General features: G+C 50.3%; 13 protein-coding genes. 4 read left to right on the forward strand and 9 right to left on the reverse strand.

Annotated features, from left to right (window positions below):
- Positions 1 to 2: 2 nt before the first annotated feature.
- Entirely contained in the window at positions 3 to 2,906 is a 2,904-nt protein-coding gene (locus tag B153_RS0134285; protein ID WP_245564994.1) for a glycoside hydrolase family 2 protein, read from the reverse strand.
- 15 nt (positions 2,907 to 2,921) lie between these two features.
- Here B153_RS0134285 and B153_RS0134290 point away from each other — a divergent pair, with 15 nt between their 5' ends.
- Both B153_RS0134290 and B153_RS36420 read left to right on the forward strand, forming a co-directional pair.
- Complete coding sequence (locus tag B153_RS0134290; RefSeq protein ID WP_020601291.1) at positions 2,922 to 3,152, forward strand: hypothetical protein; 231 nt, start codon at positions 2,922 to 2,924, stop codon at positions 3,150 to 3,152.
- A complete protein-coding gene (locus B153_RS36420) occupies positions 3,137 to 3,613 on the forward strand; it encodes a PIN domain-containing protein (RefSeq protein ID WP_063672898.1) in 477 nt (158 codons plus the stop codon). Before B153_RS0134290 ends, B153_RS36420 begins: the two co-directional genes overlap by 16 nt.
- Here B153_RS36420 and B153_RS0134300 read toward each other — a convergent pair.
- The 8 genes from B153_RS0134300 to B153_RS0134335 all read right to left on the reverse strand — a co-directional run bounded on the left by B153_RS0134300 (position 3,595) and on the right by B153_RS0134335 (position 15,575).
- Positions 3,595 to 4,386, reverse strand: a complete 792-nt coding sequence (locus tag B153_RS0134300) for an SDR family NAD(P)-dependent oxidoreductase (protein ID WP_020601293.1) — start codon at positions 4,384 to 4,386, stop codon at positions 3,595 to 3,597. The genes B153_RS36420 and B153_RS0134300 overlap by 19 nt on opposite strands.
- Before the next feature lie 90 nt (positions 4,387 to 4,476).
- Entirely contained in the window at positions 4,477 to 5,670 is a 1,194-nt protein-coding gene (locus tag B153_RS0134305; protein WP_020601294.1) for an enolase C-terminal domain-like protein, read from the reverse strand.
- Between the two features lie 98 nt (positions 5,671 to 5,768).
- Complete coding sequence (locus B153_RS0134310) at positions 5,769 to 7,109, reverse strand: endo-1,4-beta-xylanase (RefSeq protein WP_020601295.1); 1,341 nt, start codon at positions 7,107 to 7,109, stop codon at positions 5,769 to 5,771.
- 46 nt (positions 7,110 to 7,155) lie between these two features.
- Entirely contained in the window at positions 7,156 to 8,532 is a 1,377-nt protein-coding gene (locus tag B153_RS0134315; RefSeq protein WP_020601296.1) for an endo-1,4-beta-xylanase, read from the reverse strand.
- Positions 8,533 to 9,942 carry a glycoside hydrolase 5 family protein gene (locus B153_RS0134320; protein ID WP_020601297.1) on the reverse strand — a complete coding sequence of 470 codons (1,410 nt, stop codon included), beginning with the start codon at positions 9,940 to 9,942 and terminating at the stop codon, positions 8,533 to 8,535. It abuts the gene before it with no gap.
- Positions 9,943 to 10,062: 120 nt separating this feature from the next.
- Complete coding sequence (locus B153_RS0134325) at positions 10,063 to 11,514, reverse strand: RagB/SusD family nutrient uptake outer membrane protein (RefSeq protein WP_020601298.1); 1,452 nt, start codon at positions 11,512 to 11,514, stop codon at positions 10,063 to 10,065.
- 130 nt (positions 11,515 to 11,644) lie between these two features.
- Entirely contained in the window at positions 11,645 to 14,641 is a 2,997-nt protein-coding gene (locus tag B153_RS0134330; RefSeq protein WP_020601299.1) for a SusC/RagA family TonB-linked outer membrane protein, read from the reverse strand.
- Between the two features lie 196 nt (positions 14,642 to 14,837).
- On the reverse strand, positions 14,838 to 15,575 hold the full coding sequence (locus B153_RS0134335; protein ID WP_020601300.1) for an IclR family transcriptional regulator: 738 nt from the start codon (positions 15,573 to 15,575) through the stop codon (positions 14,838 to 14,840).
- A gap of 642 nt (positions 15,576 to 16,217) precedes the next feature.
- On the opposite strand from B153_RS0134335, the gene B153_RS0134340 reads away from it, so the two are divergent.
- Together B153_RS0134340 and B153_RS0134345 are read left to right on the forward strand one after the other, a co-directional pair.
- Positions 16,218 to 17,312, forward strand: a complete 1,095-nt coding sequence (locus B153_RS0134340) for an endo-1,4-beta-xylanase (protein WP_020601301.1) — start codon at positions 16,218 to 16,220, stop codon at positions 17,310 to 17,312.
- Positions 17,313 to 17,358: 46 nt separating this feature from the next.
- Complete coding sequence (locus B153_RS0134345) at positions 17,359 to 17,949, forward strand: RNA polymerase sigma factor (protein ID WP_020601302.1); 591 nt, start codon at positions 17,359 to 17,361, stop codon at positions 17,947 to 17,949.
- The last annotated feature ends 70 nt before the right edge of the window (positions 17,950 to 18,019 follow it).

Raw genomic sequence — 18,019 nt, forward strand, 5'->3', positions numbered from 1 at the left:
GGTTAAGGGAGTTTAGCGGTTGTGGCTGGGGCATTCCAGGCGCTGACCGTTAGGATCGCTTTGGACCGGGTCGTGGGGTCGCGCCAGATCACATCCATATCGATTTCCTGCGTTTCGCCCGGGGCGATCCAGGTGAAATTGTCCGAAGCAACAATGGCCCGTTTGGTACCTGTAATATCAACTTTCGCCATAAAAGCCGGGGCTTTACCTGTATTGGTTACCTTCACCCGAAGCTGACTTTGGTCGGTACCAATCTGTTTTTGCCCCACTACCGAAGCCGTCAGGGAAGTAGCCGTTTTGGCAACGGTCGGTTTCAGAAACGGTCCTTTTTCCAGTGTTGGCCAGGGAATGGGATTGCTGACGTATTTCTGGTAAAACCCGTCGTCTTCCAGCATCGACAGACTACGTGGGTAATAGAACGAGCGCGACAATAACTTGCCGGACCCATCATGCAGTTCCGCAACCAGCAGTATATAGCGGTCACGGTACTCGGTCGGAATGGCGTATTCTCCCAGATTTGCCGAACTCACCGACGTACCGGCCGCCACAGCTATTTTCTTCGTCTGCTTCCAGAGTGGCCGGAAGGCATCGTCGAGTACCTGTACCGAAATCGTTGCGGCCGGAATGGCCTGTGGCAATGAGTGCGTTACTCTGGCTGTTAACTTGATTTGTTCGCCGGGTTTCCAGAGCAGCCGTGGAATGTCGATCGCTACGTGCGTGGGCTCGTAGGTACGTTTGAGGAAATAATAGGGGGCTCCCGCATGGCCAAACCAGTCCATCATCTGAATCGCCACAACCGGCCAGTGACGCTTGAACACCCACGGCATCAGGCCCGACGTAACAGGATAATTGCCCTGTACTTTTTCCGAAAATACCTGATAAAATTCCCCGGCTCCTACCTGCGATGCTTCCGTTATGGCTTCAAGGGTTGGATCGGCCATGTCGGTAATATGCGATGCCCGGCTTAGCATACGGGGAACCCGGCCGGGACCATATTCGGTAAAGTGATGAATAAACTGCGGGTGATCTTTATAAAACGATTTATCCCACATACGCCCCAGCCCTGTAAACTCTTTGTTGTCAACGGTTTCGTAGAAAAGATTTGCTTCAGGCATTGAGTGCATACCCGTTTCCGAAATCCAGGGTTCGTAACGGTAGCCTACGCCATACCAGGTAGGGTCCATGTCGGGGTAGGTATGGATACTGCCGTCGTCGGGCGTGGTGCGGACGTAGAGCCTTGATTTGTCGAAAATGTCGAGGTTGCGTTCCAGAATGCCCATCGTAGCCGCGTTGCCGTACGAGTAGGGATTGAATTCGTTGCCTCCGCACCAGACCGCCAGCGACGGGTGGTTGCGCAACCGAACAATATTCTGTACTACCTGAGCTTCCCAGATGTCCTGCGGATAGAGGGGTGTATCCTGATTGCCAATCGGGAAATCCTGCCAGACCATGATACCCAGTTCGTTGCAAATGGTGTACAGATGCTCGGATTCCAGCAGCCCACCACCCCAGATGCGGATCAGTTGAACGCCCATTTTCTTAGCCGCTTCGAGTGTCCAGCGATAGCGTTCTTTGGAGGTTTCGAGCAGGATGTCCTGTGGGGTGAAGTTCATGCCTTTTACAAAAAACTTTCGGCCATTGACCACAAACTGCCAGTTCTCCCAGCGGTCGGCATAGCGCGGACCAGCCGAAGCCACCCGCTCGATGGTTCGTATGCCAAACGGAAACTGAATCTGATCGATAACCTGCCGGTCTTTTTTGAGGGCCACCCGCACCGTATACAGGTTAGCCTCACCTAGTCCGTTCGGATGCCAGAGCTTCGGGTTCAGCAGGATTAGATCATCTTCAAACCAGGTGCGGCCTTTGAACGCTTTGAACGGTTTTTCCTGAGTAAAGGCTACGTTTCCGGTCTTATCGAGCAGTTCCACCTGTACCGACAGGTTCGCGCCGGAAGGTGTAGTCCCCGGAACCCGCCCGTCGTAGTGGTGTATCTGGGTGTTCTTCCAGGGGTGCAACTGGTAGCCCAGCGAATTTGTATCCACTAACACCTCACTCGCGAAATGGAGCATCGCTTTCCCGTTCTGAATCGATGTGGTGGTCAGATATGGGCGTTCGAGGTGGTAGGGTTGCACAATTTCGAGCCGGACATCCTGCCACATACCGACTGAAAAGAACGGTTCGCCCCCTGATCCGCCCGAAATCACCCAGGGCTTGATGATTCTGCCACTGGCCCGTGGATTATAGCCGGTTCGGTGTGAATAGTCGAATTCGCCCGAGGCCAGCCGGGGCAGGCTTTCGTAATCGGCTGCTTTGTTGCCCCAGTTACCTGCCCGTACCTCTACCAATAGTTCGTTTTGGCTACCCGGTTTAAGCAACTTGCCGATTTCCACCATTGGTCCGCCAAACATCCCTTCGTGAACCCCTACCAGTGCGCCGTTCAGCCAGACTTTCGAGAAGTAGTCAACCCCGTCGAAGCACAGAAATACGTAGTTGCCGGGTGTGGCAGTCGTGGGCGTCGGGAACGTTTTACGGTAATACCACGCTTTCTCGTCCATGAACTTATACTGGTCGGAATTCTTGTGGTAATACGGATGCGGCAACTTTCCCGCCTTGAAATACGACCAGTGTACCGAATTGGGAATGCTGGTCTGGAAGGCATCCTTACGCGGGGCCTTCGGGTCGATTATGGGGACATCGGTATGGGACAATTCCCAGCCATCGCCCGACAGGGTAACGTGTTGCGCCCCTGTTCGTGGTGTAATGCGATACGGTTGCCAGAGCTTATTTTCCTCTTCGGCGAACGGATTATCGGGCGTTGATGCCGCTGTTGTTCCTTGTGCTGAAACCCAGGTGGTGCCCGGCAACGTTATTAGGAATAGTAAGAAAATGTGTCTACTTTTCATCATTAAAAGACTAAGCTGATGGAACCGCTCCGATTTGTCCAGCGTGTTACCAACGATACGTTGGTATTGCCCATGCCCCCCTCATACCGGGAGCAGGAGGTAGAAATTATTGTTTTGAAAAAAGAACCGTCACCCAAACCCGAATTAACACTCGAAGAGAAACTGGCGATTTTACGGAAGCACAAGGGATCAATGCCCGCCAAACTGGATCCACAAATTGATCTTGATGAAGAATGGTATCTCCAATAAGATTTTTTCTCGACACATCGATTCTTGCGGAATATAAAAAGGGCACTAAGACTGACTTGCTGGACGAGTTGATTCAGCGCGAGTATCTCCTGTGTTACAACCAAATTGTTCTCAGTGAATACCTGTTTGTAACACTCGCCCATTATGGACAAAAATCGCTTCGGACGTTGAAAATGTCCTATTATATTCCTGAATTGCTGGATAAGCATGACGTTGAATCCTTATTAGAGCCTCTTCATTTTTTAAAAGACACCGACGAATCGGTGGTACGGGATGTTCCCCGGCTGATGCGTGAATACAATCTGTTGCCGAACGACGCCATTATTTTTTCGCATTGTCAATCATCTGGAATTCAGTATCTGGCTTCTTACGATTCCGATTTTAGACCACTGTGTCGTAAAGAAGGTATTAGCCTCATCGACAGCGTGGAGGCTCTGAATATTCATTTCCCTGTCTCATAAGGTTTCGGCTTCCCGTAGCCCCGCATCAGCAGTAAACCGCCATCGATGGTGATGGTCGAGCCGGTCATATACGTGCCCGATGTGATTAAATCGACCAATACATTAGCGATTTCGTCCGGTTGCCCCAGTCGCCCTGCCGGTATGCCGTCGACTACTTCCTGAAGCAAATCCGGGTTTTCCCAAACTGCCCGATTGATGTCGGTTTGAATGGCACCAACCGCCAGCGTATTGACCCGGATGTTATGCGGCCCTAGCTCCATCGCCACGCCTTTCATCAGTATTTCCAGCGCGCCTTTGGTCGCCCCGTAAAGGGAAAGACCCAAACCCGGCCGAATGCCATTTACCGAGGTAACAGTCCAGATGCTGCCCGCTACGTTATGCTTCACCATATTTCGGGCAACTGCTTGGGTCAGGAATGTAGTGCTCCGAAGATTGACGCTGCTGAATTCCTCGAAATCGGCCTCGGTTACGTCCAGAAAGTGTTTTTTGTACGAAACCCCGGCATTGTTCACCAGAATATCCAACCCGCCCGCTACGGCCCAGGCCTGTTCTGCCAGTTGAATTGCCTGCGCTGTTTCCTGTAAATCGGCCTGTAGCACATAAGCATTCCTTCCCATCTGCCGAATGGCTTCTGCAACAGCTTCGGCATCGTCACGGTGTTCGTGGTAATGCACTACTACATCGCAACCTGCTTTGGCCAACTGTATCGCAATGGCTTTCCCGATGCCTTGTGATGCCCCGGTGATTAGTGCTTGTTTAGTGTTTACGCGCATGGATGGAACCCCACCGGCAGACCGGCAGATTTTTAGGATGATTATGGTCCTTATTCAGCATAAAAAACATAGCAGTCGGTGTTCTATGGATTACATGCCGCCTACTGTCGGATACCAGTCGGGACGGTAAGGGTCCTGGTGGAAACGGGCATAGTAGTCGCCTTTTTCTTCGTAGTATTTTTCGTAATGCTTCATCTTGTCTTCGTCCAGCGACACGCCTAAACCGGGGCCGGTCGGGACTTTGATACAGCCATTTTCGTACGGCATCAGGCCCCCTTCAATGATGTCGTCGGTAAGGTAGTGGTAGTGTGCGTCGCCCGCGAAGTTCATCTGCGGAATGGTCGATGCTGTGTGAATCATAGCCGCCAGCTCAATGCCAAATTCAGCCCCCGAGTGCATCGCTACGCCCAGGTTGAACGTGTTGCAAACGGCCGCCAGATCTTTTACACCCCGAGGGCCTTCCCAATAGTGAATGTCGGTCAGGACAATATCGACCGAACCCATCCGAATGGCAGGGGCCAGATCATCGAATTTGGCCGGGTACATATTCGTGGCAATGGGAATTCGAATCTGTTTACGAACGGCCGCATTGCCCTCTAAGCCCCACGAGGGGTCTTCAAAATACTCGATGTTGAGGTCTTCCAGCCGACGGCCAATCTGCACGGCGGTTTGCACCGACCAAAGTCCGTTTGGGTCGATACGAAGGCCAAAGTCATCCCCCAGTTTTTCCCGGCAAAGCTCCAGCACGCGCGCTTCTTCTTTCGGCGATTTTACGCCCGCTTTCAGCTTCATCGATTTTACGCCCAGCGTTTCATGCAGTTCGACGCAGAAATCGGCCATGTCTTCAGCGGTTTCGTCATGTTTACCATCGCCCGGACGGTCGTAACGCCAGAACAAATAGGCAATAAACGGCACCTCATCCCGAACGCGCCCGCCTAACAGGTCGCTCAGTGGCCGATTCAGGACCTTGCCCTGAATGTCGAGGCAGGCCATTTCGATAGCGGCATACAGGCGTGCATTGGACATGTAATAAATGCTGCGAAGTACTTTCAGCTTGATTTTTTCGAGATGAAACGGGTCTTCACCAACGATACGGGGTTTTAGTTTTTGCAACGCTCCCCGCTGATCGCCCCCACCTACTTCGCCCAGTCCAATGATACCCTCATCCGTAACGATTTCGAGAATGGTTCGGAGGAAATAGCCGGGATGTACGCCTGTGTTATGGCGCAGTTGAGCGTTGAGCGGAATGGCAACGCAACGGGTACGGATGTCAATGATTTTCATAATTTAAAGAGTGAAAGAGCGAAAGAATGAAAGAGCGGTGGTCTGGCAATTCGGCTGGTGTTCCCACAAATGATTCCTTTCATTCGATCCGTTACTATTTATAGTTCAAGTTGTATTGTCGTTGACGGGCCCTTAGCCAGGGTAAATGTCTTTTCGGTGGTCTTCTTGCCGATGGTCACTTTTACGGTATAGTCGCCGTAGAAGCCTCTGAAGGTGATCGGTTTCCCGTCAGTTACAGAGGTCGTGAGCGTGGTTTTCCATTCTGTATTAATCAGGTTGTCAAGAACCGTAAAGGCCGGTTTGGGTGAAAAATCGCGGTTGAGCAGCCCGCCGTTCCATTTGTCTTCACCCGCTACAGCCGTACCGTCGACCGTGTTCCAGTAAACAATCGCTTCGACGGCCGGATGACTAAACCAGATTCGGTAGAAATTTCGGGCCATTTTGGCCTGTTGCTGCAAACCCGCTTCGTTGTTAGGCAGCGTTGGAAACGTAATTTCCGATATGTGCAGGGGTACTCCGAACGAACCGAGTAAATCCATAGCCCGAAACAGGTCTGTAGGGGTGTGGGCCAGGCCCTTCACGGTATTGTCGAACATGGGCTGTTCGAACAAATGGAACTGCATACCAATGCCGTCGATGCGGGCACCTTTCAGTTTCAGATTCTCGATCAGCAGGTAGTAGGGTGTAAATTCCCGTCGGTACCCTTGCCATGAACTGGGTGTATTTTCGTTGATAAATAAGCGCGTACTTTTGGGGAAATAGGTTTGAGCGGCCCGAAAAGCTTTGCTGGCGTAGTCGGGGGGCATGGGCACTTTATAGCGTGAAATGAGCAGTTCGTTGGTTACGTCCCAGGTTTGGATGGTTTCCCCGTAGCGTTGGGCCAGCTCCTGAATATGCCGGTCGATAATCGGTTGCATTTTCGAGCTGTCTTTCGGCATCCAGTCAGGAATGGCAAATAGGGCTTCGTCCCAAACCAGCGTATGCCCGCGTGGCGTAATGCCGTTTCGACGGCAAAAGTCGAGCGCTACATCGGTGGGTGGTCGGCGGTAAATGGGTTTGCTATCGGCGGTGTAGCGCGGTTTTCCCTGCTCAGGCTCCAGCGTTTTCCAATAGAAAGGAATCGTGGCGAGGTTGAACATCGACTTAAAAAACGATTCGTATTTTTCGTTCTCCTGCGCTGTCGGAAACCCGTTGAGCATAAAAATATTGGCCCCGAACAGAAACGCGTGTTTGGTCTGGCGGATGTCGACGGTTGCTTTCCGAATGGGTTTTCCCTGCTTATCGGTCAGGGTCAGGGTGCAATGACCTTTCCGATGGGTTTCAATTCCCTGCTGAATACGGGCGTCGATGGCTGGGTCGCTCCATAATGAATCGTAGCGGTTCGATTGAGCCAGACACTGAGCCGATGCCAACAGGAAAAATAGAAATAAACGTCGCATAGCGTAAACAGGTAATTCGTTCAGAAGTAGTACGAAATGAAGAGAGTTAGTCCAGGACTACCACCTGTGTGCGGGCACCGCTTTTCGGGAACTGAACTTCTTTCTCGTATTTTTTGCCATTCCGTTGGGTAATGAGTTTATAGGTGCCGTAAAAACCCCGGTAACTTACCGAATTATTCTGGGGTGATGCCGTCAGGTTGGTGCGCCATTCCTTATTGATAAGTCGGTCTAGTACGTCGTAAGCTGGTTTTTTGGTGAAATCGCGATTCAGAAGCCCCCCTTTCCATTTGTCTTCTCCGGGCACTACGGTCCCATCTGATTTGATTCGTGCCGGAGCCGCCGTTCCATCGACCAGATTCCACCAGATAATGCCTTCGACTTTTTGATGGCTGAACCAGAGTTTATAATAATTCTCGGTCATCACGGCCTGGTATTCCGGGCCTTTGTCAGTGAGTGCCGATACGGTAATTTCGGTAATGTGCAGGGGCAAATCGAAGTCGGAATACAGATCAAGTGTGTTGAACAGGGTGGTGGGCGTCATGGCTTTCCCCTTCAGGATCTGCTCGTATTCTGGCTCGCTGAAGTTATGAAACTGGAGGCCGATGGCGTTGATTTTGGCGTTACGCAGCCGTAGATTTTCGAGCAGCAGGTAATCGGCATTGTATTCCCGCCTGTTGCTGCGCCCCCAGATGCCGGTGGTGAAATTGAGGGTAAACACATTGCTGTTCGGAAACACCCGCTCGCTTTCTTTAAATGCCTTGAATGCAAAATCTTTGGGCATCAGCACGTCGGGATGGCGGTCGGTTACCTCGTTCACCACGTCCCAGATTTGAATGTCGTGGCCATATCGTTCCGCGATTTCGCCAATTCGCTTGCTGATTTTCTGCTCCATGATTTTTTCGTCTTTGGGTAGCCAGGTTGGGATCGACCAGCGCGGATTGTCCCACACGAGTGTATGCCCTTTAGGGGTAATATTGTTCTTCCGGGCAAACTCCAGCACCACATCGGGAGCCGGGCGACGGTAACTATACGGACTATCTTTGCCAAAGCGGAGTTTACCTGGTTCCGGCTCCAGTTCGGGCCAGTAGAACGGGATCGTCACGAAGTTGAACAGCTTCGTAAAGTGCTCTTCGTAGAGTGCGTCTTCTTTCGGGTTCTTGAACCCTTTCACCATAAAGCCGTTGGCTCCGAAATAAAAATCATGACGGGTCTGTGTGAGGGCAACCTCTCCCGGCGAAACGGGGTTGCCATCTTTGTCGGCAAATTGAATCGTAAAGGCGCCCATCCGATTTTCGCGGATACCGTCGGTAATGCGTTGCTGCACCGCCGGATCATTCCATTGATTTTTATACTCGTCGGAAAGCTGGGCCGAAACCTGCATTCCTGGTAAAGCCAAAGCGGTTAAAAGAACAAGTCGTTTCATCTAATCGGTATACAGTTTAACAATGATAGAGCGGGTGAAATTGGGCAGTTTGATCTGTTTTCCCGACACCTTAGTCGCTACATGTCGATTGTTCCAGGGATTGTAGATGTCGATGCGGTTGGCCGGAAATTGTCGGGCGGGCAAGGCTACGTTCGTTACCGTTCGAGCCTGTTTGCCCTGTACCAGTTCGGTCTGCCAGTTGCTTTGCCCATCCCGAATCCAGAGAATCGTCTGCTTCTTTCCCCGAAGTCCATAGAGCCTCAGTCCATCCGGTAGTGAGGTCGTGAACGGTACAGCCTCCTCCCGAACCGGATCGAAGTCGCGGATGGCTTCGGTGAATCGGCCAAAATGCCACCAGAGGTCATTTTTTTCGACGTACGAATCCCAGTGCCAGCAGTGGCCTGGTCCGGCAGCGCCAGTAAAAAAAGGAGCGAATAGAATATCGTGCAGTAGCGTGCCCAGGGTATCGCGGGGGTACAACGCCCAGGGACCGGCATGGTTGGCTTCGACAGCCCCCACCTCGGCTAGCAAAACAGGTTTCCCGGTCCGAAAACGCAGTAATTCCTCCGTGGCCTGACTCGCCAGGGTATCCATGGGAGCCTGACCGATTTTCCAGGATGCGCCCGTATCCAGATAGCGGTGAACCTGGGCGACGTCGTTGTTGGGTAGGGCGGTTATTTGCTGGTACATCGCCCGTTGCGACTCCCGGTCGTAACTGCCAAGGCTCTGCATGATCAAATGATTGGGAAACAGCGCCTGCAATTCGCCCAGCATGATTTTGGTCCAGTCTTCCCAGCCTTTGCCACTGACGGCATTCATTTCGTTCCAAAGCTCCCACCCAAAAATAGCGGGGTGATTTGCGTAGCGTTCGGCCAGTTTCTTCGCTCGTTTCAGATACAGTTGCCGCCCGGCTTCACTCGTCAGGTACTGGTTCATGTCGGCCAGCGGCCCGCCGTTTGCTGAGGCATAGATCGGTCGGTCAAACGGTACGGAACCGGGAAACATTGCGGGCGCATTGGTCAGCTTTCGAAAGTTTTCCAGGCAGATTTTCAGGCGGATACCATAGCGTTGGGCCAGAGAAAGCAGTTGATCGAATCGCTTACGTTTCTGTTCGTCAAACTGCCCGGCTTTTTGCGTTTCGATTTCCCAGAAAGGGGCGCTGAGCCAGATTCGGGCGTAATTGCCGCCATTTTCTGAAAGTCGACGAAAGTAAAAATCCATCTTCGCCAGTCCTTCGGCTTCATTGTCGATGAAGCGGGGCCAGCACAGGTTCAGTCCAATCGGTAGGTAGGTCTTCCCGCCCGATGTGGCGAAATAATGCGGATTCGTTTTACTGACCTGCACGAAGGTTTGTCCCAGCGCGGTTATGGCCCAGCTCAGCACGATCAACGAAAAGAGCAGTCGCTTCATGAGTTCGTTTTAGTCAAAGTTTATCAATCGCAGGAAGTAGCGAAAGTATTCCAATCAGGTAGCCAACAGGAGTCGGCTACCTGACCAACCAACCTATCTGTGAAAAGTACTTTACGATTCTTAATACCCCGGATTCTGATCGGTGGGAGCCAGTGCTGTATTGTAATTTAGCTCTGATACGGGAATGGGCCAGAAAAGGTGCTTGTCGGCTACATCCTTGCCCGTTGCGGCCTTGATGATTTCTTTCAGTTTGGGTGCGCCCAGCCGTTTGAGGTCGAGCCAGCGTTTGGCTTCGTACTGCGTTTCGTAGCCCCGTTCTTTCAGGACCAGATCGTTGAAGGTCGTGGCATTGTAATCGGTCAGTTTAAAGTCGACGTCCGATGCGGTAGTTGGGTTTTTGCCATAAGCTCGCCGATGTACCTGATTCAACGCTTCCATCGCTGCCGCCGTAGGGCCGTTGGCGGCCCGACTGGCTGCTTCGGCATACAGCAAGAGAATATCAGCGTATCGGTAAACCGGGAAATCATTGCCCGCGCCATCCTGCGTAGCCGCTAAGGGATCGGAGAATTTCTTGCAGAGAATAGTGTTTTTTCCCAGACCAATATCCCAGCTATACCAGAACGCCGTTTTTCGCAGGTCTTTGTCGTCCCAGTTTTTGATAACCGGATTGGTTTGCGTATCGCTATAGTGCGCGTAGAAGCCCCCGGCTCCATGCAGTTTTGAACCGGGATGATGCGCGAACATGGCCAGATACATACCCTGACCCGCCTGTCGGGTTTCTTTCAGATACCAGACTTCTTCAGTTGACGTAACCACGCCAGGACCAAAAATCTTTGTGTCGAATTCGGTTGGTGTTGTGACCGGAACCAGCGAAAACGCGTTTGATTTTATGATTTCATCGGCTTTGTCGCGGGCTTCGGCATATTGATTTCGGGTAAAATACACCTCGGCCAGCGCTGCTTTAGCGGCCCATTTGGTGGCCCGGCCTACCTGCGCACCTTTATCGGGCAGGTTAGTTTCGGCTTCTTTCAGGTCGTTCAGAATCAGCGTGTATACTTCGTCAACGGTATTCCGTTTTACGTTCGGTTCGGACAATTGGGTTTCGGTACGAATGGGAACGCCACCCCAGTTTCGGACGAGCCAGAAGTAGGCAAACGCCCGCAGATATTTAGCTTCGGCCACGTACTTGGTGATGTCGACCTGACTGATGCTTTTCCCCTTAGGGGCATTCTGAATCACCAGGTTGGCATTGCGAATGGTCAGGTAAAACAACCGCCAGCCTTCGTCGGTACGTGGGATGTTGGTACTGTTCAGTCCCTGAAAATCGCTCAGTACCTGATAGCTGCCCCGGCCATAACTATAGTCGGTATAGGCTTCAAGCTGAGCCCCTAACTGGCCTGTAATGCCATTGGTGGCCCGGAGTTGGGCATAAGCCGCGTTTACCGCCGACTCTACTTCGCTGGCTGTATTATAAAAGGTTTCTACAGCCACGGCTTTGGGCTTTTCGATCAGCTCCTCCTGACAGGACTGAAGCAGACAAAGCACCGGGAGGAAAAATAGTATCTTTTTCATGTGTTTAAAGAGCGAAAGAGTGAATGAGCGAAAGAGTGAGGGAGGGTGAAGCTTTTGAAAGAGCGCTAGCTGGAGTACCAGGATACCGCTCATTCACTCATTCACTCATTCACTCTTCCGCTCTTTGGCTTTAAAACCCAACCCGAATGCCAAATGTGACGGCCTTCGATGTTGGGTAGCTGTAGTGATCGATACCCTGGCCGATGGAATTGGCCCCGCCCTGCGAGTTTACTTCGGGGTCCCACCAGGAGTATTTCGTGAGGGTCAGTAGGTTTTGGCCGCTGGCGTAGATCTGAGCCGACCGCATCCAGTTTACCTTCAAAGTCTGTAAGGGTAGATTATAGGCCAACTGGATGGTGCGCAGGCGCAGGTAGGAGCCGTCTTCAACAAATCGGTTCGAATAGTTGTAGCTGTTGGCGCGGGAAATAACCGGGTACTTGGCGTTGGTATTCGTGGGAGTCCAGTGATTGAGGTACACCTCCCGGGGCATATTCAGACCGAACCCGTAGTCGAGCGTATTGTTGATCGAACTGACGTTGACCAGATTGTTGCCCTGCGTTCCCTGAATGAATAGCGTCAGGTCAAAGCCTTTAAACGACATGACCGAGTTTAAGCCGTAGATAAAGTCGGGATTTGGGTTGCCGATGATGGTCTTATCGAGCTGGTTGATGACGTTATCACCGTTCAGATCTTTGTATTTTACCCGCCCTTGATCGGTGTACCCATCCTCTACGTAGCCATAAAATACACTCAACGGCTGGCCTTCGCGGAGCAGGTTCGCGGCATCGCTAATCAGGGTAACCCCAACGCTTCCCCCCAGAATGTCCTGACCCCCATTGAGCTTCACAACCTTCGAGCGATTGAAGGAAATATTGCCATTCAAATCCCATTTGAAGGCTCTGTCGATGGCTCGGGCCGACAGGGAGATTTCAAGCCCTTTGTTCTGGATTTGACCCACGTTTCGGATGGTGCTGGTAAAGCCGAAGCCACTTGGCAATTGAACCGTGTTGAGCAGATCACGGGTATTCTTGATGTAATAGTCGAGGGTCAACTGGAAACGATTATTCAAAAATCCGGCATCGATACCAAAATCGAGCTGCTCGGTGGTTTCCCATTTCAGGTTGCCGGGCAATTGGGTTCCTGGGGCAAATGTATTGTAAAGCGCGTCGTCAAAGACTGTCTTTCCGACCGAGAGGTTGTTCTGGGTAGCATAAGCGTCAATGGCCTGACTTCCGGTCAAGCCCCAGCTTGCCCGGGCTTTCAGGTCGGTCATGAACGTTACGTTTTTCATGAAATCTTCCTCCGATACGCGCCAGGCCAGCGCACCCGATGGAAAGTAGCCCCATTTATTGCCTTCGCTGTATTTCGACGAGCCATCGGCCCGGATGCTGGCCGTAAGCAGGTACTTGTTGTTGTAACTGTAATTGATCCGGCCCAGGTAGGAGAGGAGGGTGCTATACGAATAACTCGTGCCGGGAATACCGGGCGTAGCAGCCGACCCCAGATTGGCCGTTTCGGTAATATCGCTCAGGAAGCCAACCCCCGACGCACTCAGGGACTTGTTCATGAAATTCTGATACGTAAAGCCTGCCACTGCCGAAATACTGTGTTTCTGGGCGATCGTTTTAATGTAGCTGATGGTATTTTCGCTCAACAGGCTCATCCCTCTCGTAGTGGATACGCTGGCGCTCCCCTGCGAGTTGATAAATTTGGTTGTTGTGTAGGTGTCGGTGCGATCGTCGCTGTTTTCAATCCCTCCCGAAATCTTGATCGCTAATCCGTCGAATGGCTTGAATGTCAGCGCGGCATTGGCCAACACCCGGTTCGCATCCACATTGTCGGTAAACTGTTCTAGGTAATTTAATGGGTTGATTAACACGTTGGAAATGAAGGGATAGGCCGTTGCCAGGACCCTGTACGAGCCATCCGTATTATATGGCGTCAGGGTGGGAGGAGCCGAAATGGCGGCCGAAATCAGAGTGCCTCCCCGGTTACCACCACCTGAATTCTGGCGTCCGGTAAGGATTTTAGTCAATGTGGCGCCATAAGTCAGATTGAATTTTTTGCTCACATCCGTCGAAATGTTGGCCCGGAGCGAGTAGCGCTTGTAATTGCTGCCCCGGATAATGCCATCCTGATTGAAGATGCTTCCGCCTACCGAAAACCGTGTTTTTTCGTTGCCGCCACTCACCGTCAGGTTATGCGTTTGCATAGGAGCTTTCTGAAAAACCAGATTCTGCCAATCGTACCCATCCCCAAAACTGTTGATCTGATCCTGGGTGAAATAAGGCGTCACTTTATCGTTGGTAGCCTGTTCATTATAAAAGGTAGCGTATTCCTTGGCATTCATCAGATCGAGCTTTTTACGGAGCGACTGGATGCTGTAGCTGCCTTCGTAATCGACGGTCATTTTCCCGGCTTTACCCTGCTTCGTTGTAATAATGACGACGCCATTGGCACCCCGCGACCCATATATAGCCGTTGCCGACGCATCTTTCAGTATCTCGATGCTTTCGATATCGGAGTTGTTCACAATGGTTGGATTGCTGCCTGATGTTGGGAAACCATCGACCACATACAAGGGCTCGTTGCTTCCCTGAATGGAGTTTGTACCACGTATACGAACGCTGATTGATGCTCCCGGCGCCCCTGTATTCTGGGTTACCTGAACACCTGGTGCCCGACCCGATAAGGCCTGTAAGACGTTTGTCGCCGGAAATGCATCCACTTCTTTACCTTTTACCTGGGCCAATGAACCGGTCAGGTCTGATTTACGCACCGTGCCATAGCCGACCACCACGACTTCGTCCAATTGCCGATTATCGACAGCCAATTCAACAGAAATCGTCGACTGATTGCCTATCGATACTTCTTTCGGTAAATACCCAACCGAAGAAAAGACCAGTGTTCCGTTAGGCTGATTGCCAACCGAGATTCGGTAATTCCCTTCAGCATCTGTCGTCGTTCCTGTCGTCGTTCCTTTCAGCGATACGGTAGTACCGGGCAAAACCGCATGATCGCCCGCTCCGGTTACCTTCCCTGTTATGACCGACTGGGCCCACCCAACCGAGCAACTAAGCAGAGTGGTTAAGCAGACAGGAATCCATCTGCATATAAATTGTTTCATTAGGAGTAAGGTTTAAGGTTAATTTTTATATTATAAAAATTAATTTTATTCTGTTACAATAGTACGGCTGTTTATCGATTAACTCCAAATTCTTTCTTGATTTTTCATAAAAAAATCCGGTGTGAACGGATACAGGTTTGTTGAACGGATATAAAAAAAAGGCCAAAGCCTTTCTGTTATTATTGTCTATGTCTTTCTAAATCAGTTTGTTATTAATAGTTTCAGCGCAATTTCGAAGCGAAAGGATCAGTTTTCGCTTATCCATAGCCATATAGCGGTATTCGGGTAGGTAGATACTCAAACTCGAAACAACGAGGCCGTTTTTATAGATGGGTACGGCAAGCCCGATCACATGCCGATTGGGAATCGTTTGCAGCGCTAACTTTTCCTGATGGATCAATGACAAGGCTTCATACAATTCCGTTTCGGACTGAATCTCCGGCCAGGAATCACCTGAAGGGAGGCCGTATTTACTGACAAAACGATGCGTTTTTTCTTTAGGCAGCATGGCCAGCAGCAGACGCCCAGAAGCTGAATCGTACACAGGTTTCAGATCGGCCGTACGAACCTGTAAGTCCTGTTCTGCAAAGGTTCTGTGTATAACAACTCGCTGATTATCTTTAAGTACAGCCAATAAACAGTTTTCGTTAATGGATTGAGTCAGGGCGTTCATTGGTTCACGGGCCGCTTCGAGCAAATCTTTCTGATAGGCTTCATTACCCGTCAGGGTATAGGATTTTGCTCCCAGGATGTAGCCTTTCTTTGTGCCCACCTGTTCGACATAACCACGAGCCACCAGTGTTTTTAGAATGTTGGCGCAGGTGCCATGGTTTAAGCTGAGTCCATCGGCCAGTTCGCCCAGCGATTTAGGTTGCTCGGGGTCATTGGCAATTAACTCCAGCAGATCTAACGCCCGATTAATAACTTGGATCATTTGTAATGAATTTTACAATGCAAAATTAATAGAACAACTGACAAAATAAAGGGTTTCGTACCCAGTCAACCCCTGACGGGCTAATAATACTATAAATGGCATTCGACAAGGGGCTAGCTAGTTTAGTATGAGTATGCATAAAAGACGTGCAGCTGAAGCACTGGCTAGCCAGGCTGATCATCCTCTGTTTTGTGCACAACCCATGAAAGCATTAGCCTTAACCTTGCTTGAGTAAGAAAGCGTTGCTTGCCCTTGATTGATCCAATCGACCAGGAGGAGGTTATAATAAAGTCGTTTTTAATCAAAAATTATTTGGTATTTATAACTATATTCCTGTAAAATTGTATTATTGATTAGGAGGAGCAGAATAGGCTAAGATAAAACAGAGCTTATTGGGCCATAAAGAGGGCGAAAATGAGTGGTCGTAACAGGTAGCTATGGTTTAATAGCTAATTTTTTTAACCGAAAAAGTGTCTTTTTGACACTTATGTGTGCAAAAAAGACTTTATACTAAAATTCAATACGCCATCGAATGGGAGTCGGAAAAGGCTAAGCTTACGACGGTGCTATCGGGCGATACATAAAAATCAGGTTTGACATCAATAGGTAATGCAGTTAAATCCAGAGCCAGTTAAAAACACTATGCTTTCAGTTAAAGAGTCAATTATTTATTGGGCGATACTGGTTGGCATTGGCCTGATCAGCGTTCAGTTTAAACCCATAAATCCGTATGAAGATCGGACGTTGAAGGGAGCTTATAAAAACTACTTCCCCATAGGGGTGGCTGTGGCTCCCCGCAACCTCAAAGGCCCCGAAGCCGATTTGATCACGCAGCAATTTAATAGCATCACCCCCGAAAATGCGATGAAGATGGGCCCTATTCATCCGCAGGAGAATCGCTATTTCTGGGATGATGCCGATGCCATTGTTGACTTTGCCACTCAAAAAGGTATCCGGGTGAGAGGCCACACACTCTGCTGGCATAATCAGACACCCCGGTGGTTCTTTACTGATTCCTCTGGAAAACAGGTAACAAAAGACGTGCTCCTAGCGCGTATGAAGCGGCATATTACGGATGTCGTGAGTCGGTATAAAGGCAGGATTTACGCCTGGGATGTTGTCAATGAAGCCGTCCCCGATACAGGTACAGATATCTATCGCCGATCTAACTTCTATACGATCGTAGGGGAAGAGTACATCGAAAAAGCCTTTCAATACGCGCACGAAGCCGATCCGAAAGCGGTCCTGTTTTATAATGACTACAACACCGAAAATGCTTCTAAACGGGATCGGATCTATCAACTGGTTAAGCGGCTTAAAGACAGGCATATTCCGATAAATGGGGTCGGTTTACAGGGGCACTGGTCCATTTATGAGCCATCGGCTCAGGAGTTAGAAACCTCAATAACTCGGTTTGCCAGCCTCGGACTGGCCGTTCAGATCACTGAGCTGGACCTTTCGGTATACCCGAAAGAGCATGTACGTCGTCAGCGAAAGGATACCGATGTTGCTGAATTCACCCAGGAAATGGCTGATAAGCAGACTGCCCAATATAAACTCCTGTTCGATATATTTCGAAAGCATAAAAAGAACGTAACGGGGGTTACGTTCTGGAATGTATCGGACAAATCGACCTGGCTGGACAACTTTCCCGTGGCCGGGCGAAAGGATTATCCCTTGTTGTTCGACCAGAACTACCAGCCCAAGAAGGCTTTCTGGAGCGTGGTTAATTTTTAATGACAACTCTTTCATCGACAACTAACCCATCGATTTTGGCTATTTTATGACTCTACAGGACCAGGCGTTATGGCAGTTATATCGGGAGGGCGATAAACAGGCATTGGGCCAGTTGGCCGAACGCTACTATCGTGCGCTGAAACACTATGGACTAAAATTTATGGTCGATGAGCGGGTTGTAGAAGACTGTATTCAGGATCTGTTTTTACAGCTTTGGCAAAATCGAACCCAGATCAATCCGACCGAATCCGTAAAACATTATCTTTTCAAAGCCCTAAGGCATCATGTGCTGCTGCATTTGCGGTCGCAAAAACGGGCGTTGGTGGAGGAGTTGGACTGGGACAGCTCAGTGGCGGAAGAAAGCGATTCAGAGACCCTGCTCATTCAGCGGGAGTCCTTAACCAGTCTGACCAACACGATTCAGGACCTGCTGGCTTCGTTGCCCAATCGCGAACGGGAGGCACTTTACCTGCGGTACTACGAAAATCTATCTATACCTGAAATTGCGGAGGTTATGAACGTAAACCGGCAATCGGTTTCTAATTTTTTACAGAAAGCTATCCATAAGCTTCGAAGCCGTTGGCTTTCACCCGCATTTCTGGCCATCGGTATTCTGCTGAACAAGCTCGTTTTTTAGCCTCTTGATCTGGCTGAGAATTCCTCTTTAAACGGAATGTCAAAAAAAATGCAAATCGACTGCCAGACAG

The sequence above is a fragment of the Spirosoma panaciterrae DSM 21099 genome, assembly GCF_000374025.1.
GTDB classification, from domain to species: Bacteria; Bacteroidota; Bacteroidia; order Cytophagales; family Spirosomataceae; genus Spirosoma; species Spirosoma panaciterrae.

Excerpts from the sequence above, each read along its gene's own strand:
- B153_RS0134285 (WP_245564994.1), bottom strand. The coding sequence starts at position 2,906 with ATGATGAAAAGTAGACACATTTTCTTACTATTCCTAATAACGTTGCCG.
- B153_RS0134290 (WP_020601291.1), top strand. The coding sequence starts at position 2,922 with ATGGAACCGCTCCGATTTGTCCAGCGTGTTACCAACGATACGTTGGTA.
- B153_RS36420 (WP_063672898.1), top strand. The coding sequence starts at position 3,137 with ATGGTATCTCCAATAAGATTTTTTCTCGACACATCGATTCTTGCGGAA.
- B153_RS0134300 (WP_020601293.1), bottom strand. The coding sequence starts at position 4,386 with ATGCGCGTAAACACTAAACAAGCACTAATCACCGGGGCATCACAAGGC.
- B153_RS0134305 (WP_020601294.1), bottom strand. The coding sequence starts at position 5,670 with ATGAAAATCATTGACATCCGTACCCGTTGCGTTGCCATTCCGCTCAAC.
- B153_RS0134310 (WP_020601295.1), bottom strand. The coding sequence starts at position 7,109 with ATGCGACGTTTATTTCTATTTTTCCTGTTGGCATCGGCTCAGTGTCTG.
- B153_RS0134315 (WP_020601296.1), bottom strand. The coding sequence starts at position 8,532 with ATGAAACGACTTGTTCTTTTAACCGCTTTGGCTTTACCAGGAATGCAG.
- B153_RS0134320 (WP_020601297.1), bottom strand. The coding sequence starts at position 9,942 with ATGAAGCGACTGCTCTTTTCGTTGATCGTGCTGAGCTGGGCCATAACC.
- B153_RS0134325 (WP_020601298.1), bottom strand. The coding sequence starts at position 11,514 with ATGAAAAAGATACTATTTTTCCTCCCGGTGCTTTGTCTGCTTCAGTCC.
- B153_RS0134330 (WP_020601299.1), bottom strand. The coding sequence starts at position 14,641 with ATGAAACAATTTATATGCAGATGGATTCCTGTCTGCTTAACCACTCTG.
- B153_RS0134335 (WP_020601300.1), bottom strand. The coding sequence starts at position 15,575 with ATGATCCAAGTTATTAATCGGGCGTTAGATCTGCTGGAGTTAATTGCC.
- B153_RS0134340 (WP_020601301.1), top strand. The coding sequence starts at position 16,218 with ATGCTTTCAGTTAAAGAGTCAATTATTTATTGGGCGATACTGGTTGGC.
- B153_RS0134345 (WP_020601302.1), top strand. The coding sequence starts at position 17,359 with ATGACTCTACAGGACCAGGCGTTATGGCAGTTATATCGGGAGGGCGAT.